The sequence below is a fragment of the Lactobacillus apis genome (genome assembly GCF_002837055.1).
Taxonomy (GTDB): domain Bacteria; phylum Bacillota; class Bacilli; order Lactobacillales; family Lactobacillaceae; genus Lactobacillus; species Lactobacillus apis.
This window is the reverse complement of sequence record NZ_PDKP01000003.1, coordinates 13,538-29,749: the sequence shown is the minus strand read 5'-3', so window position 1 is coordinate 29,749 and position 16,212 is coordinate 13,538. Positions and strand designations below refer to the sequence as shown.

Annotated in this window: 17 protein-coding genes; 3 read left to right on the top strand and 14 right to left on the bottom strand. The window is 35.1% G+C overall.

The window, feature by feature from the left end:
• Positions 1 to 348 precede the first annotated feature (348 nt).
• Positions 349 to 2,367, top strand: coding sequence for a hypothetical protein (locus CRG87_RS04410; RefSeq protein WP_074426351.1), 2,019 nt, complete (start codon positions 349 to 351; stop codon positions 2,365 to 2,367).
• Positions 2,368 to 2,422: 55 nt separating this feature from the next.
• Here the strand turns inward: CRG87_RS04410 and CRG87_RS04405 are convergent, their stop codons facing one another.
• From CRG87_RS04405 to CRG87_RS04365, 9 genes are all read right to left on the bottom strand, one after another.
• Positions 2,423 to 2,824, bottom strand: a complete 402-nt coding sequence (locus CRG87_RS04405) for a PTS sugar transporter subunit IIA (protein WP_074426350.1) — start codon at positions 2,822 to 2,824, stop codon at positions 2,423 to 2,425.
• Between the two features lie 64 nt (positions 2,825 to 2,888).
• Positions 2,889 to 3,707 carry a PTS system mannose/fructose/sorbose family transporter subunit IID gene (locus CRG87_RS04400; RefSeq protein ID WP_074426349.1) on the bottom strand — a complete coding sequence of 273 codons (819 nt, stop codon included), beginning with the start codon at positions 3,705 to 3,707 and terminating at the stop codon, positions 2,889 to 2,891.
• Complete coding sequence (locus CRG87_RS04395) at positions 3,694 to 4,608, bottom strand: PTS mannose/fructose/sorbose/N-acetylgalactosamine transporter subunit IIC (RefSeq protein ID WP_074426348.1); 915 nt, start codon at positions 4,606 to 4,608, stop codon at positions 3,694 to 3,696. Before CRG87_RS04395 ends, CRG87_RS04400 begins: the two co-directional genes overlap by 14 nt.
• Positions 4,609 to 4,618: 10 nt before the next feature.
• A complete protein-coding gene (locus CRG87_RS04390; RefSeq protein WP_074426347.1) occupies positions 4,619 to 5,107 on the bottom strand; it encodes a PTS system mannose/fructose/N-acetylgalactosamine-transporter subunit IIB in 489 nt (162 codons plus the stop codon).
• A gap of 151 nt (positions 5,108 to 5,258) precedes the next feature.
• Positions 5,259 to 6,422: an SIS domain-containing protein gene (locus tag CRG87_RS04385; protein ID WP_074426346.1), complete on the bottom strand. Its 1,164-nt coding sequence runs from the start codon at positions 6,420 to 6,422 to the stop codon at positions 5,259 to 5,261.
• A gap of 30 nt (positions 6,423 to 6,452) precedes the next feature.
• The gene (locus CRG87_RS04380; RefSeq protein WP_074426396.1) at positions 6,453 to 7,169 is read right to left on the bottom strand and encodes a GntR family transcriptional regulator; all 717 of its coding nucleotides are present in this window, start codon (positions 7,167 to 7,169) and stop codon (positions 6,453 to 6,455) included.
• Between the two features lie 187 nt (positions 7,170 to 7,356).
• A complete protein-coding gene (locus CRG87_RS04375; protein ID WP_074426345.1) occupies positions 7,357 to 8,355 on the bottom strand; it encodes an NAD(P)-dependent oxidoreductase in 999 nt (332 codons plus the stop codon).
• Positions 8,356 to 8,940: 585 nt separating this feature from the next.
• A complete protein-coding gene (locus tag CRG87_RS04370; RefSeq protein WP_074426344.1) occupies positions 8,941 to 9,723 on the bottom strand; it encodes a PTS mannose/fructose/sorbose/N-acetylgalactosamine transporter subunit IIC in 783 nt (260 codons plus the stop codon).
• Positions 9,724 to 9,738: 15 nt separating this feature from the next.
• On the bottom strand, positions 9,739 to 10,167 hold the full coding sequence (locus CRG87_RS04365) for a PTS sugar transporter subunit IIA (RefSeq protein ID WP_074426343.1): 429 nt from the start codon (positions 10,165 to 10,167) through the stop codon (positions 9,739 to 9,741).
• A gap of 173 nt (positions 10,168 to 10,340) precedes the next feature.
• Between CRG87_RS04365 and CRG87_RS04360 the strand changes: the two genes are divergently transcribed.
• The gene (locus CRG87_RS04360; RefSeq protein WP_074426342.1) at positions 10,341 to 11,036 is read left to right on the top strand and encodes a GntR family transcriptional regulator; all 696 of its coding nucleotides are present in this window, start codon (positions 10,341 to 10,343) and stop codon (positions 11,034 to 11,036) included.
• 13 nt (positions 11,037 to 11,049) lie between these two features.
• The gene (locus tag CRG87_RS04355) at positions 11,050 to 11,823 is read left to right on the top strand and encodes a GntR family transcriptional regulator (RefSeq protein WP_074426341.1); all 774 of its coding nucleotides are present in this window, start codon (positions 11,050 to 11,052) and stop codon (positions 11,821 to 11,823) included.
• Positions 11,824 to 11,882: 59 nt separating this feature from the next.
• On the opposite strand, the gene CRG87_RS04350 is transcribed toward CRG87_RS04355, so the two are convergent.
• The 5 genes from CRG87_RS04350 to CRG87_RS04330 are packed head-to-tail and all read right to left on the bottom strand — an operon-like array spanning position 11,883 to position 16,147.
• Positions 11,883 to 12,902, bottom strand: coding sequence for an SIS domain-containing protein (locus CRG87_RS04350; RefSeq protein WP_074426340.1), 1,020 nt, complete (start codon positions 12,900 to 12,902; stop codon positions 11,883 to 11,885).
• Between the two features lie 23 nt (positions 12,903 to 12,925).
• Positions 12,926 to 13,759 (bottom strand): PTS system mannose/fructose/sorbose family transporter subunit IID, encoded by an 834-nt coding sequence (locus CRG87_RS04345; RefSeq protein WP_074426339.1) that lies wholly within the window; start codon positions 13,757 to 13,759, stop codon positions 12,926 to 12,928.
• Entirely contained in the window at positions 13,749 to 14,540 is a 792-nt protein-coding gene (locus tag CRG87_RS04340) for a PTS mannose/fructose/sorbose/N-acetylgalactosamine transporter subunit IIC (RefSeq protein WP_074426338.1), read from the bottom strand. The genes CRG87_RS04345 and CRG87_RS04340 overlap by 11 nt, the downstream gene beginning before the upstream one ends.
• A gap of 13 nt (positions 14,541 to 14,553) precedes the next feature.
• Positions 14,554 to 15,021 carry a PTS sugar transporter subunit IIB gene (locus CRG87_RS04335; RefSeq protein ID WP_074426337.1) on the bottom strand — a complete coding sequence of 156 codons (468 nt, stop codon included), beginning with the start codon at positions 15,019 to 15,021 and terminating at the stop codon, positions 14,554 to 14,556.
• Between the two features lie 10 nt (positions 15,022 to 15,031).
• The gene (locus CRG87_RS04330) at positions 15,032 to 16,147 is read right to left on the bottom strand and encodes an SIS domain-containing protein (RefSeq protein ID WP_074426336.1); all 1,116 of its coding nucleotides are present in this window, start codon (positions 16,145 to 16,147) and stop codon (positions 15,032 to 15,034) included.
• Positions 16,148 to 16,212: the final 65 nt, after the last annotated feature.

Genomic DNA, 16,212 nt, shown 5'->3' with positions numbered 1-16,212 from the left:
CTGATTAATTGCTCTTTCCTCCTATAAACTGATAGTTTTTAAGGTTTTCATTTAACAAGTCAATTGCGCGTAATTATCACGCTAATTAACAAATATTTGATTTTTATTAAAAAATATTAATAAAAGTTATTATAAGCTATTTTAAATGCCAGATAAATAGATAGTTGTGAATTAAAGGTCCAACCACTTATTTAGATTACAAAGCATAAATTTTTTCCGGCTAGCTTCTTTGCACCGATAGCATAGTTTAAAAATGATTAATATTTTTTTAACTAATGTTCTATTTCATCAATAACTGCTATGATAAGTTTAAATAATTTAGCAGTTTTTATTATTAGGAATGAAATTATGAGCTTTATTTATACACTACGATACATGCTGGACCCACGGTCAAATACTCCAGCTAAAGATCAGAAACTAATTGATTTTGTAAAAAAAGGGCAAATTGACGACGTTGCGTTTTTCATTAACGGTGAGGAAATGAACCACAGTCATTTGACTAGAAGTGAGACCGAGCGCTGGCTTGATGCAATTAAACCATTGCAGAAAGAGCTAGCGGAGATTGGCGTTACTACAAGTCTGAATCCTTGGACAACAATTATGCATTCAGATCGCGGCTATCATGTTAATCCTGAAATTGGTTTTAACACTTTTGTTGATCTTGACGGTAATAAGGCTAAAGACATGGCTTGCCCAGCCGATCCAAAATGGCGGCAGTACTTAGCCGAAACATATGCACAATATGCCAGTATTCATCCTCGCCGCCTCTGGCTAGAAGATGATTTTCGTCACTATAACCACTCACCGCTAAAATTAATGTGCTTTTGTGATTATCACATGCAACTTTATAATCAGAAGTTACCACATGAAGAAACGCGCTCAGAATTTGTTGCCAAACTTTTGCAGCCAGGGAAACCGACACTTGAGCGAAAAGTTTATTTAGATCAAGCACGAATTGAAATGATTGAAACCGAGCATCTAATTGAACAGGCAGTTCATCAAGTTAGTCCAGAAACTGATTTAGCACAAATGACCTCCTATCCTGACTGGCATGCCCTAGAAGGTCGCGACTGGAATAAGTTATTCTCAGCTCAAGCAGGAGCAGGACATCCAAAAATTGCACGTCCCCATTTACCTGCATACAATGAAGTGGCTCCATTGCAGTACGGGCGTGCCTTTGAAGAGTACACACGAATAACTGCCGCTTTTCTAGGTGAAAATGCAGAGCTATATCCTGAGCTAGAAAGCTATATGTACTCACCGCTAGTTAAATCACTGTCATTTACTAAGTTCCAAATCATTTCCACTGCTTTAATAGGCAGTCAAGGAATTTTGCTAAACCTTTTCGATATGATGGGAAATGGTATTAATAATAGTTGGCAATATGCAGAAATGCTTGCGGAAATCAAACCATTCGTTAACCAATTAGTAGAAAACCGTCTGCCAATTGTCCATTTAAGCGGCATCAAAATCTTAGTAGATCAAGATTCGAGCTATCACATACATACAACGACAGGTAAAGACATCCAAGAGCTCTTACCTCACGAAAAAAATTGGGCAAGTCTCTTGGGATCATTTAGTTTCGCCACAACAATTTTTCCACTTGCAGCAAATAGCCGTTTGACAGGTGAAACTCTTGCAATTTCGGGGCAACTGCTCCGCAATTTAACGAATACGCAAATCTCGGACTTAATTGCAAACAATCATGTTCTTCTCGATGGTGAGAGTATCCAAGTATTGCTTGATCGTGGCTTAGGTAGTTTATTACATATCAAAAAAGCTGAATGGCACCCTCATAGGTCAAATTTCCAAGTGTTTGAACAAGCAGATGGTCATACTGTTGAAGGTGTCGATAACCCACGAATCACTATGCTGCAACAAACTGGTAGTTACTTAAAGTTGGAATATCAGCCGAATAGTAATGTCAGCATTTGGTCTTATGCATATAACTCACTTGATGAAAAGCTTGGTAATGTAATGGCAATAGTTGATGACCACATTCTTATCTTGCCGATAGATCAAGATCCTGCTCATGGTTGGGAAGCACAATTCACAACGTATAAACAGGGTCTATTACAGCAAATGATAAATAGCATTTGTCCAGCCGACTATTTAGTGGAAATGCCAAACGTTAAATTACTTGTACAAGAAGATCGTACAGCCGCATGGCTATCTAACTTTACCTTAGATGGTTACCAACAAATTAATTGGCATCTAGCTGCACCTCTTCCAAGTGACATAGTTACCATCATCAGAAAACGTGGTAATAAGTTAGAAAGAAAGCAAGTTCAAATTCACATTGAACATGACATTGCTACAATTGACGAACCGCTTAGTCCCTTAGAAACAATTCAGTTATGTTTTTAATTCAACTAAAAAGCCTAGTTCTTTAATAAGAACTAGGCTTTTAACTTAGCAAATTTTATTTTTTCATGTTGGCTAACATTTCAGTAACATCAACAATTCCTGCTTTACCCGCTGTAATCAAATCGGATTCTGTTTTGTTCATTTGACTGTTAAGCCATTCGATTACAAGTGGTAAATTCATTCCTGAAACCAAATGGATATTTTGACCACTCATGATCATTCTACTTACTACATTAGCTGGAGTACCACCCATCAAATCTGCAAAAACTGTAATGTCTTCAGCATTCATTCCTGAAATTTGCTCTTCAAACTTTTGTTTAAAATCATCTGGACCTTCTGACGGTAGTAAACAAACTGTATGCAAGTGCTCTTGTTCACCCATAATCAGTTCGGCACTGGTTTTCACACCTTCTGCCATGGTTCCATGACTAATTAAAATTAACTCTTTTTCTGCCATACTTTATCTCTCTATTTAATAATCAAATCATTTAAGATGTCTTAGTAACTGTCACTATATTCTATTATATCTTTGTAACAATTCCAAGGCCACCTAGAATGACACAAAGTATTAAAACAATAAAGATTGCTTTAGTTGAAGTCATGCCCTTCTTACCGAGCATCCAGTATACAAAGCCCACAACCGCAGCCGGTAATAGCTTAGGAATAATCATATCCAAATTATTTTGAATATTCATTGTTACCTTACCAATTTGTGGTACCCAAGCAAATTTAATGTTAACCATCGTTGCAACTAATGCGCCAACCATGAAGACACCTAGAACAGTTGCTGAATCGGTTAAGGCATTAAGTTGATCTCTCATGTCAGTAACAAGTGAGACACCCTTACCATAGGCAAAGCGAAGTTGCTTCCAACGGAAGACACAGATTAACAAACATGCAGCGACCCAAATGATTACTCCAATTGGATTTCCTTGCGTAGCCATTGAAGCTGCCAAGGCACCAAAGATAGTTGGAATTAATGATGCAAAAATCGAGTCACCGATGGCTGCAAATGAGCCCATTAAACCAACTTTAATACCAGTTACAGTATCCTTGCCTTCAATTCCTTCATTCTCTTCAACGGCAAGATCCAAGCCTGTGATAATCGTATTAAAGAAATTAGAAGTATTGAAGAACTGCATATGTGTCTTCATCATTTCACGTAATTCAGGTGTATCATCACCATAAATTTTACGTAATTGTGGCAAAATCGTGTAAAGATAGCCACTGTTCTGCATTTTTTCATAATTCCAACCTAGTTGAAAGCCAAAGAGTGATCTCCGGTTAATCTGATTGAAATCTTGATCCGTCAATTTATATTTAGGTTTAGAGTTCGTCATCAGTAATCTCTCCTTCATCGTCAGAATCAGAATTTGCATTGTTACTCTGGTTTTCGGTAGTTTGGGCAGCACCCTTTGTAAGTGGGATGCTCTTATAGTGCAAAATTGCGAGAGCTAGTCCTAGCATTGCAATTGCAAGCATTGGTAAGCCATTGAAAATTGAAGTAAAGCCTTTATTAACTTGAGATAGGCCAGTTCCAAGAGCTTGAATACTGCTAAAGAGAACTGAGAACAATGTGGTAACCGTGAAACCCAAAATCAAGTATGCGGCATGCTTTTTAACTGGTAGATAACGCAATAAAACTGCAAAACCAACAGCTGGTAAAGTAGCACCAGCTACTGCTAATCCATTACCTAGCCATAATAAATCACCATTTAGTGCATTAGCGATGGTTTGTACAAGGCCACGTCCAAAGGCTAAAGCAATAAAGACTGGGACTGCACGAGATAAGGACCAAGGAATTGCACCATATAAAACATTTCGTTCAACTGCTTTATAGTTGATCTTATCTTGATCAATTAAGTGATCAATTCTGTGAGAGAAATAGGTATTTGCAAATCTAGCTAAAATATCCAATTCAATCATAATTGCAGCAACCGGAACAGCAATTGAAGAAATAGCCGTTTGTGGGCTCATTCCTTTAACAGTGGTAGAAAAGGCTGTTGCTAAGACTGTACCAGTCGTTGCATCAATCTTTGATGCTCCACCAAAAGTACCGATTCCTAAAACGGTTAATTGCATTGAAGCACCAATGAATAATCCCGTTGGCAAATCGCCCATGATAATACCAGCAATTAAGCCGGCACCAACTGGTGTATTCAATGCTGAATAAACTTGTAGTTCGTCTAAAATTTCTAATCCTGCATACAAAGTAAGCAGTAATATTTGCCACCAAGCCATTTTCTTCCTCCTACTTCATTTTTTCATCAATTAACTTCATCAAGTCACGAGCATCAACACTAGGATTGAGCTGTGCAATCAACTTAACGCCCTTATTGGCGATTTCTCTGAAAGTCTGAGCTTCATCGGCATTGATGTTAACCTGTTTAGTTAACTCAGTAGTATCATCTTGTTTTGACATATTACCAACATTGATTGTATTGAGATCAACTCCTAAATTAAGAAGATCAAGAAACTTATCTGGCCTTTTTGCAACAAGAAACAATCTCTGATTGCCATAACGATTCTTCTTTAAGTGATCAGCAGCTACTTCAGTTGGTAAAACACTTAATCTTGTAGTCATTGGTGTTGCCATCCTTAGACCGCTTTTTTGAATGTCGTCCTGTGCCGCTTTTTCATCAAGTACAATAATTCGCTCTACTTGCAAATTTGGTGTCCAAAGATTAGCAACTTGACCATGAACTAAGCGTTCATCGACTCTTGCCCCCACAATATTCATATTTCTTCCTCCATATCTTTATAAGGAAATCTAAATATTAATTAAAACGCTTTCACAATTTCATATTAAGGTACCAACCACTTTTTGTCAATATGCTCCTGGTAAAAAGTTTACTTATAAAAATATTTTATATAGTAATGATTCTCTAAAACTAGAATTCATGAATTGTTACCCCCTTGACAACACGGTTAACCGTACCTGTTGGTGATGGTGTATCAGGTTTATTATTAACTTTAATTGAAGTTAATAAGGCGATTGTTTGACCAAACATTACATCTGGTAGTGCCAAGTAAGCATCAGGTAACAGCTCTTCATCACTAAAGGTAAATGCCATTCCTGAAAAGTTTTGACCGTCTTTTTCTTGTCCAACTGCCATTACTAATGGAACAATTTGGTCGTCTTTAATTTCATTTAAAATGTCTAAGTCATATTGTCTTGTGTACGTGTTGTTGGATACAAAGTCAAAAACAATGGTTTTCTTATCTAAAAATGACTTTGGACCATGACGTAAGCCCATCGAAGTATCAAATAATGCTGCTACTTCGCCAGCAGTTAACTCTAGAATCTTGAGTCGTGTCTCTTCTGCTAATCCACCTAAACATCCACTTCCAATATAGGCAATACGGTTAAAGTCAGTGTTAACCAAAGTTTGAATTTCATCTTCTCGTTCGATAACACTTTGACCCATATGTGCAATTTGACCTATTATTTTTTCCTTACGATCATCTGCTAACGTATCGAAAACTAGTAGTGCCATTAAGCTCATGCAAGAAAATGATCCGGTCATCGCAAATCCTTGATCAAGAGATTTCTCTGGCATCAATAGTACTAATCCATTAGCATCATCTTTTAAATCTTGAGCTAACTGTCCCTCAGGTGCACAAGTTATTGCAATTTGGGCCAAATTTTTGACTAGTTTTTTAGCTAATTCAACAGTTGCCACTGATTCAGGTGAATTACCACTACGAGCAAATGATACCAAGATAGTTGGAGTTTGCTCTTCTAAATAGTCTTCTGGTGTAGAAACTATTTTGGTTGTATCAATTGCCTCAAAATTGTACTTAGTACGATCGCCATTCTTTTGTAAATAAGGCATTATCATGTTTCCTACGTATGCACTAGTTCCTGCACCTGTGAAAATCACTCTTACTTTGCCCCATTGATTTTGAACTTGATTTAAAAAGTCAGTTATTTTTGCTTTATTATTCTGATATATTGACCAGGTTTCTTGCCATAATTCTGGTTGTTGTTCAATTTCACGTGTTGTGATCTTTGCACCCATTTTTGTTAATTCTTCATCAGTTTTAGTAAACATTTTTTTAACCTTCCTTAGTAGTTATAAATATTAAAATAAATCGTTATATTGTCTTGACCGATAAACAAATTTATCGCCTCGCGCTAACGAAATTGTGAATTCAATTGGCACATTTTTATCATTAATTGTTTTTCGGAAAATTTTCAAACTAGGCGATCCGACTTTTTCTGCCAAGTTTTCACTTTCTTCTTGGTTAAGACAAACTGCTTGGACATCTTCAAAAGCCATCACACTTATCTGATCATACTTTTCCTTCATCACATCATATAGAGGTTTGTCATTTAAGTCTGACAGTTCAAGTCCAGGAAATAATTTTTCTGGTAAATAAGATGTGCTAAAAATTCGTGGCTGATTATTAGCTAATCGTAAGCGGACTAATTTATATGCCTTTTCAGTCGAAGCCATATTTAGCTGTGTGGCAATATGTTCGTCAGGAACGATTAGCGACAAACTTTGATTTTGCGTTGAGGCCTTCTGCCCAATTTTTTTAAGTTCTTCAGTAAACGAGTACATCCCGCCGATATTGGGTTGACTTAAAAAGTTACTTGAAACGAAAGTCCCTTTGCCATGGAGACGGTAAATTAGCCCGCGTTCTTCCAAATCCTGTAAAGCAAGCCTAATCGTATTTCGACTAACGCTATACTTTACTAATAATTGGCGTTCACTGGGTAATTTTTCATTAGGCTTCATTTGTCTAATCTGGTTTTCTAAATCTCGAATGACCTGTCGGTAAAGTGGTTTTTGCATTAACACACTCCCTTTCTCTTTAACTGGTTGATACCACTTAAAGCTTAGCAAAGAAAGCGGTTTATTTCAATTGATTTTTAAACAGTTTTGTTTTTATGAAAAAGTCTCTTTTTCTGAATTTTAGTTAACAAAAAAGCTCCATAGCAATCAACTAATCTTTGATTAATACGGAGTTTAAATATTATCTTTAATCTAATTTAACGTCGTTGTCTGTTTTGCCAGTCTCTATAGCTTGATGGAAATTATCATAGCTAACTGCAATCATGTCAGTTAAAGCTGGACTGGTATATGAACCAATATGTGGGGTTAGTAGAACTCTTGGATATAAATCAACTAGTGCTTTAGTTGTTTCGTCTGTAATTTTACCCTTAAAGTCGTGTCCCAAGATTTCTGCTTCATTTGGTAAAACGTCGCTTGCAAACCCTGCAATATGGCCAGCCTTAACTGCAGAAATGATTGCAGCATAATCCGCTAATTCACTACGTGCAGTGTTAACAAGAACAGCGGTTTCTTTCATTTTAGCTAGAAATCCCTTATCAATTAAATTATCATTTTGCCCAGGAAAATAAGGAACGTGAACTGAAACGATATCAGACTTCTCTAATAGCTCATCCTGACTAACGAAAGTAACATATTGCTTTGCAAAATCACTAGGATAAGGATCATAGCCCAATACTTTAGCCCCCATGCCACTATATAGTTGAGCTTCAGTGGCACCAATTCGACCAGTGCCAACAATTCCAACAGTACTGGAATGAACTTCACCTGAAAAAGTTGCAGTTGAAACACTAAAATTACCTTGTTCAGTCATGCTTGTTGCCAAAGCCGTATGCCGAAAAAGCATCATTCCTAATGTCATTGCTAGCTCAGCTACTGCATATGGTGAATATGCAGGAACTCGTGCAACTTCCATCCCATATTTAGCGGCTGCCTTTAAATCAATATGATTATAGCCAACTGTTCGAGTGAAAACATACTTGATACCCCACTCATTTAGCTTTGCCAAATTAATATCGTCCGCCTCACAATTTGCTCTGAGCAAAACAGCATCAGCTCCTTTGGCAGTTTCAATATTTTCATGTGTTAATAATTCTGATTCCAGTTGTAAATCATAATCATATTTATTTAATTTTTTAAAAAACTCTACTTCGTTTTCTCGCACACCATATGCTACAACTCTAAACATTAAAGTCCTCCTTATTAACTAAATATACTGCTTTGACTAAGAACACCTAGAAAAGCAATCAAAAATGACATTGCTGCAACTACTATAATTTCCGAAACAAAAGCAATACCTGCGCTGTTGGTGTAGCAATCATAATAACAATTGTACCTAATGTTACGTAATTCATCAGTAAAACGCTAATCAAATATAGCATTAATATATAGAACCAAATTAATCAACTGAATAAAATAGCTTTATTAGAACTATACTACCATGATGTCTTATTGTATGCAGCCTGCTTAACCAAGTTTGAACCTAAAGTGGTACTAATTGATAACCACTCAAATGGAAGCTATACACTGATTTTAATTGATAAACTTGCTGCTTTTGAATATTTGCGTTATTTCACTGCAAAGGTTTGTTTATGTTTAGCCTAAAAATATCTGCTAGAAAGTAAAACTATATAATTGGAAATTATCTAAAAATACTGTCAAATTAGTTGCAAAATCAATTTTACTTGAACAGATCATATTAAAATAAGTCCGTATTCTGATGCGATAAAAAAGATAACTAAAATACTTTAGTTATCTTTTCAATTTATTAAATTTAGAATTCGTCAAATCCGTCATCAGTTTCCTCTACAGCAGGGGCTGCTTTTGATGAATCTTTATCAAAAAATACATACATAATAGCCGCCATGATTACAGCAAAAATCGCTACACCAGTTGTTGACATCCCACTATATGCAACTAAGAAAAAGCCTAGAAAGAAAAATGCAGCAACTTTTTTGTTCATCATCATTTGTGCTAACATTGCAAAACCAAGTAATGGAAGTAATCCCGCTGCAACATTCATTCCATCCTGAACAAATTGGGGAATTATATTTAAAAATTTAGCTACAGTAGAAGCACCGAAGTAAAATGCTAAGGGATTAAACAAAATTCCTGGCCAATTTTGTGCCCATCCGGAAAGTAACATATCCCTTGTTAATGCCTTCGTATCTGCATTAGCAGCATCTTTGTCACAACGATGAATCAACATTAACATTACCGGTTGGCCAATTGCAGTGTTTAAAGCCAACATAACGGTAGCAATTGGTATTCCCAAAGTCAAAGCAGCAGCAGCATTGGCGTGGGACTCTATTGCAAGAGAAATTCCTAATACTGTTCCAGCAATTAGGTCTGGGGGATTATATGCACCAACTGAAACTGCTCCAATCATCGCTAATTCCAGTGTAGCACCCATTACAATTCCATCTTGTAAGTCACCTAATACAAGACCGACAAGTGGCCCCAGAATAATTGGTCGCTGTAAGTAGCTTGTTCCCAAAAGCCATTCAGAATATCCTAAAAAGTTAATCAAAAAGATTAAAATTGTTTTTATTATCATAATGTTCACTCTTAACTAAAAGCTATCAAACTCATCCACTTCATTAGATGTAGTTTCTGTATTTACATTATCAAAGTTGATTATTCCTTCTTTAGAAGCATTAATGCTATCATCAATCAGCTTCGAAACATCTTGATTTGGAGACGTTAAAAATTGCAATATAAACGGCAAGTTTATTCCAGCAACTAAGTGAAGCTTATCGTTAGAAGCTGTGATCTTTTGTAAATCATTATTTACACTTCCTCCAGCTATATCAGTCCCAAATACAATGTCTTCTTTTTCATTTTCTTCAATAATCTTTTTTACAGCCTTAGGAAAGTCAAGACACTCTGTTGTATAAGCTGGAATTGCATATAAGTTCTCTTGCTTGCCCATAATAAGTTCTACAGACATTTTTAGTCCTTTTGAAAAATATCCATGTGTGGCTATTACTAATTTTGTCATTTGTACCTCCTTTTAATTGGTTCCATTTATAATCCATTTAATAAAAAAAGTATACCACCATTATAGCTTTATGTAAACGCTTTACAAAGATATAAGTACAGTTCTCAATTGATATCGTAGTAATCTTAAGCTAAGATTAAGTTAAATAATTTTGTCAAGGAAGATTTATTAAAATGTTCAATATCATCAACAAGAGCGAATTAATCGCAAAAGATATCGAATTTCAAATTTCGCAAAAAAAATATGTAAATTCTATTCCATCAGAAAGAAAACTTGCTGAGCAGTATTCTGTATCCAGAAATACTATCAGAGAAGCATTAGATATACTTTTGAATAAGCGTGTCATTTCTCTTAACTCAAATAGTTATGAAATTAATAGCCCTAAAGAAGACTATGACTGGCTGGATATTTTTGGCAAGCAGTCAGTATGTAAAGTTCATAACAGTATAGTTAAGAACACTTGTTTAGAAGCTAATAAAAAGATTGCTCAGAAGCTTAAAGTTCCTTTAGCAACAAAAATTCGTTTACTAGTATATAAAAGAACTATTATTGAAAATAATTCTTCAAGAGTTTTATCACTTGATTATGTGTATGTCCCTGAAAAACTAGCCAAGAGTGTTGATTTGAAAAAATTAAATAATTCTTCCTTTTGGCAATTACTACTTCAAGAAAAGAAAGGTAAAAACCTAAAAGAGTATCAAAATCTGTCTATTGACTTCATAACAGATGAAGAGGCTGCAATTTTAGAATTACCTACCCATAGCAAAGTTTTGGAGCGTACTTCTTTGTTTTATATAGAAGACACACACATTTATTTTATTTCCAAAAAAATTCCGGAAAATAGTTTATTAATGCAAATAGATAGATAAGGAACACACAAAAATGAACGACCTTTTCCATGCACCCTTATACATTCAAATAGAAAATTTATTAGAAAAGAAGATTTTAAGTAAAGAATTTCTTCCAGGTTCTAAAATACCTAGTGAACGTGATTTAGCTATTCAGTATGGCGTTAATCGAATGACAGTTAAAAAAGCCATTGATGCCTTACGCGAAAAAGGTTTGCTATACCGCAAACAAGGTAGCGGAACCTACGTTACATCTTCCAATGTTGATAAAGAAAATGTGTATTTCAATTTATCTTTTACTGATAAAAACTCAAACTCAGGTATTTCAGAACTCCTGACCAAAAATGGCATTCATTTTTCTAATGAAGTTATTGGAAAAGAAATAATTAGTAGCAACGCATTCCTTAATGACAAACTTGAACAAACAAACAATGATCAAGTTTTTGCTTTACACCGAATTCGTCAAATAGAAGATAATCCATTTGCAATAGAATATAATTATTTGCCGGCTGCCTTATTTTCTGGTGCACTCGATGTGGACTTTAAAAACGTTAGTTTGTACGATTATATGGATTCAAAGAAACACCGTCCGGTTCATATTTCTCAGTTTATTCAAGTTGTTCCAGCGCTTAAAAAGGAAGCAAGACTGCTCAAAACTGATGAGGGTTCCCTACTTTATTACATTGTTTATCTTGGTTACGACGAACAAAATAATGCCGTTGAGTACACCGAAAGTTATCTAGTCTCTGATGAACTTCATTTGCAATTCACTTTGGGAGGGATTCTAGGTGACAAAGAAACATATTAAACTTACTTTCAAAAAGTAAAAATCGTAAAAGGCTATCCTTTTACGATTTTTTGATATTTCTAATAATCAAATTGACGATAGTATCGACGGAAGTTAAGGTCATGCCCTGTGTATTGTTGATACCATGAAGCAAGACGATCAGTTAAGAGTGAAGTAATAATCATTGGAGAACAAATCTGACGGAAATCGTCATCAATTCCCTCAAAAACAAAGTCTTTAGTATCAAAAACTTCATAATTATCTGTATGTTTTGGTAAAAACCTCTCAACTCTCTCATCTAGTGTACGATATTCATCTTCACCTTTAATCAAGTATACTGGTAAAGAGTCATCCACTAGTTCTAAAGCACCATGGAAAAAATCTGCTGAAGTAACTGGACGTGTGCGCACCCATTGCATTTCTTCTAAGATACACATTGAGAACATACATGTTTCTCCCCAAAGCATGCCAGAACCAACAGTCATTGTAAGTGGCGCATCATGATATTTACGTGCAATTCTTTGTGCACGATCTTCAAATTCTTCTCTAAAACGTAAAAGATTTGGATACAGGTTTTGCATTTGGTCTGCCCAGCGACTGTAGTCCTTATAATATCCCCAGTTTTGGTAAATTCTTAAAACCAGCATAAAGTACATTAAATATGCATTTTCACATTCAGCTAGTGAACCATTTATTGATTCCTTTAAGAGTTTGCCCAAAGCTGAATCTGGATTTTTTGTGAAGCCATAAACATCTATTCCTTTTTGATTACAATACTTAACGGCATCTAGAATTTCCTTAGTATCTCCAGAATCAGATGATGTTAAAACAAGTGATTTATCAGTAAGATAGTTTATGTCCTTTTTTACTAATAACTCGCCAGCATTCTCCAAATAAACCGGGAAATCAGATAGATGGTGTAAATACTCTGCAACAGGATACCATTCCATCCAGGTTCCCCCAACACCTATCATCACAATATTTTGATAATCTTTTTTAGAAAGCTTATCAGCCAATTTTTCAATATTTGTTCTCTGTGAGTATACATCTTTACCGTTTTGTAGATATTTTTCTACGTCAAAATTCTTTAATAGTGTCATTTTATTTTCCTTCCTCTGCCTATTTAGGCACCCAAAATCTTAAAATACGTTGCCGCAATACTTACTAGTAGTATTATCAACATAATCATTAATGGATTTAGTTTCTTCTTCAACATCCAGTAAGTCACTCCAAATAGAGCTAATGTAGCAATACCAGGAAATATTCCATCAAGTAGTGACTGTACAGTCGATGCACTCTTACCTACTCCAATTTTTGTAATAAACTTTACATTTACCATTTCTTGCGTCATAGCTCCGACAACCATCATTCCAATCATCGAAGCATATTTAGTAATCTTATCCATCACCCCCGAACTTTCCACATTGTTAATAACATTAGAACCTAAGCTATATCCTAAAAATGTTCCATAATATCTCAAAATATAATGAGGTATATTGAATACCAAGAAGAATAGAATTGGTCCTAATATACTTCCCTTTAAAGCAAGTGTTGTTCCTATTCCCGTTGCCAAAACTCTTAATGTACCCCAGAAAAAAGAATCACCAATGCCAGATAAAGGCCCCATCAAAGCTAACTTTACGGCTGAAATAGAGCTCTCATCAAATTCAGGATTTGTCGCATTAGCTTCTTCCATAGCGACAGAAATTCCTAATGGAAGAGTAACAATATAGGGAGTCATATTGTATAGTTCCAAATTACGCTTCAATGCATGGACAAAATTTTCTTTTTTAGGATATAGTTTCTTTAAAATAGGCATTATTGCCCAAGCGAAGCCAACGTTTCCCATACGCTCATAGTTCCAAGAATGCTCATAAGGTATACTTCGCCAAAACAGCTTTACTAAGTCGGACTTGTTTATTTTTTTGTCATATGTAGGTTTTATATTAAAATTCATCGAATCCATCGCCTTCCTGTACAACTTCATTTTTTCCGGTGTTCTCTGTTTCTTTAGAATTATCAAAAAAGACATACATAATAGCAGCCATAATTACTGCAAAAATTGCTACACCTGTAGTTGATATTCCGGCATATGCGACTAGGAAAAAGCCCAAAAAGAAAAATGGTACTACTTTTTTATTCATCATCATTTGAGCTAACATTGCAAAGCCTAATAAAGGCAGTAACCCGGCTGCGACATTCATTCCTTCTTGAATAAAAGCAGGAATGATATTTAATAACTTAGCAACGGTAGATGACCCGAAATAAAAAGCTAGTGGAATAAAAACTATTCCCGGCCAATCTTGAATATAACCTGCTATCAACATATTTCTAGTTAATGCCCTTGTATTTCCTTTTTCTGCAGCATTATCACAGCGATGAATAAATGCCAACATTAATGGTTGACCTGTTGCTAACCCTAATGCTTGCATAATTGCCGCAATTGGAATTCCTAAAGTTAAAGCTGCGGCAGGGGCTGCATGGGTTTCAATTGCTAACGAAATTCCTATAATTGAGCCTGATACCAAGTCTGGTGGATCATAGGCTCCTACTGATACTGCTCCTATCATTGCTAGTTCTAAAGTAGCACCCATAATAATGCCATTTTGTAAATCGCCAAGAACTAAGCCAACTAAAGGTCCGAGAATAATTGGCCTTTGTAAATAGCTAGTTCCAAGTAACCATTCTGAATAGCCAAGCAATCCTACAAGAAAAATCAGAAATGTTTTAAGTATCAAGTTCTAACACCTCCTATATGAATTTTTTGGCGTCAATTTTATTTTCACTAGGCACCATTTGAATAAACAAATCAACTCCTTGATCTGCCAGCTCTTTTATTAACTCCTTGTCCTCTTTATTTAAAAAAATACTCTTTGTTACCTGTTCTTTATCTTCAGCAAAAGGCATATTTCCCAAATTAATTGCTTTTTCTCCAATTTCTTTAACTAGTTTGGAAGCTATTGGCAATGTCTCACAAATAATAAATAGTTTGTATTTATCTGTTACACCGCTTTTAATTTGTTGAATCGCTTCATCACTAGTTTTAATAACAACTTTTGTGCCTGCAGGCTTAGCCAATCGTAGTGCTTTCATCCTTAATGGATCATTTTTTACAGTATCACTAACTAGTAATAAAGCATCTGCTCCAAGAGCTTGCGTCCATGAAAATGCAACTTGACCATGTAACAGCCTATAGTCAACTCGAACCATTTTTATCATTTTGAACCTCCTATTTATTATTCTCTGCTTCCCATTTTCTTCTTATTTGATCGATTTCTTGATCATAATCACTGGTTTTAATTTCAATGTTCTTTTCAAATTTAGTAAAGTACGGGTGTGTGTCCCAAGTACCAAGTTCATCTGACATCTTTGCAGCAATTAATTGGATCACAGGTAATGAGTAATATGGACTTAAAATCCAATCTTCATTCTGTCTTGCTTTAAAAACTCTATAATCGTCATCAACTTTATTTTCTGAATCAGTTATAAAAAAGACATTAGGGGTCACTTCTTTTAAGCCTTCAAAAACCTCGTTAAATCGTGAATTTTTATTACTCTTACTGTCGTCTAACAAGAAAACTGTATAATTCGGTGTCAGTTGCATATTAGGACCATGTAAAAATTCTTCCAGTTCATAGTACATTGACGGCCTTTTGAGTGTTTCTTGAAATTTCAATGCTCCTTCTTTAGCAACACCATAATTGGGTCCATTACCACAAAAGAAAGTCGGACTTTCCATTGCAAAACTAAAATGATTTTTTGAAATATACTTTTCAGCTTTATCAAGCAGCTCGTTTTGATAACTAATAGTCTCCTCTAAGTGGGTGTAAAAGTTATCTTTTTGTTCTTGATTTAGATGACTAATTTCACAGCCTAGAAGAATGAAATATTCAATTAAAGTTTGAACACCTGTTGTAACAAAGTCGACATACTCATTACCAGGACCATAATCAAAAATTTTATATGAATACTTAGCCATTTGACTGTCTACATTGCCAGTTAAGGAAACTGAAGGTATTTTTTCCTTTTCTAGATATTTCAAGCAGTTAATAATATTGGTAGATGAACCACTTTGAGAAATTACAAATAACATTGTCTTTCCGCATCCAGTAAGTCCGTATTCTAAAACATGCTCCGGTGTGTATAAATAAACTGGAAAGTGAAAAAAATATTGCAATGCATCTTGAACCATGAGCATTGAATTATATGAAGATCCTGATGCAACTAATGTAACGCTTTGATAATCTTCTTGGAAAAATAGCTTAGCAACTGGTCTTATTAAATCTTCCCGGTTTTGAAAATTTTGATGTAATTTTGTTGAAGAATATCTAACATAATCTTGCATTCTCACATTATCACCCCTTTAAATTGGTTTCTAATATATACCATTTATAAAATATACTATACCAC

Coding starts and splice junctions, on each gene's coding strand:
- CRG87_RS04355 (WP_074426341.1), top strand. CDS start 11,050: ATGAACGACCTTTTCCATGCACCCTTATACATTCAAATAGAAAATTTA.
- CRG87_RS04395 (WP_074426348.1), bottom strand. CDS start 4,608: ATGGCTTGGTGGCAAATATTACTGCTTACTTTGTATGCAGGATTAGAA.
- CRG87_RS04345 (WP_074426339.1), bottom strand. CDS start 13,759: ATGAATTTTAATATAAAACCTACATATGACAAAAAAATAAACAAGTCC.
- CRG87_RS04350 (WP_074426340.1), bottom strand. CDS start 12,902: ATGACACTATTAAAGAATTTTGACGTAGAAAAATATCTACAAAACGGT.
- CRG87_RS04405 (WP_074426350.1), bottom strand. CDS start 2,824: ATGGCAGAAAAAGAGTTAATTTTAATTAGTCATGGAACCATGGCAGAA.
- CRG87_RS04410 (WP_074426351.1), top strand. CDS start 349: ATGAGCTTTATTTATACACTACGATACATGCTGGACCCACGGTCAAAT.
- CRG87_RS04335 (WP_074426337.1), bottom strand. CDS start 15,021: ATGATAAAAATGGTTCGAGTTGACTATAGGCTGTTACATGGTCAAGTT.
- CRG87_RS04375 (WP_074426345.1), bottom strand. CDS start 8,355: ATGTTTAGAGTTGTAGCATATGGTGTGCGAGAAAACGAAGTAGAGTTT.
- CRG87_RS04330 (WP_074426336.1), bottom strand. CDS start 16,147: ATGCAAGATTATGTTAGATATTCTTCAACAAAATTACATCAAAATTTT.
- CRG87_RS04400 (WP_074426349.1), bottom strand. CDS start 3,707: ATGACGAACTCTAAACCTAAATATAAATTGACGGATCAAGATTTCAAT.
- CRG87_RS04385 (WP_074426346.1), bottom strand. CDS start 6,422: ATGTTTACTAAAACTGATGAAGAATTAACAAAAATGGGTGCAAAGATC.
- CRG87_RS04365 (WP_074426343.1), bottom strand. CDS start 10,167: ATGACAAAATTAGTAATAGCCACACATGGATATTTTTCAAAAGGACTA.
- CRG87_RS04370 (WP_074426344.1), bottom strand. CDS start 9,723: ATGATAATAAAAACAATTTTAATCTTTTTGATTAACTTTTTAGGATAT.
- CRG87_RS04360 (WP_074426342.1), top strand. CDS start 10,341: ATGTTCAATATCATCAACAAGAGCGAATTAATCGCAAAAGATATCGAA.
- CRG87_RS04390 (WP_074426347.1), bottom strand. CDS start 5,107: ATGAATATTGTGGGGGCAAGAGTCGATGAACGCTTAGTTCATGGTCAA.
- CRG87_RS04380 (WP_074426396.1), bottom strand. CDS start 7,169: ATGCAAAAACCACTTTACCGACAGGTCATTCGAGATTTAGAAAACCAG.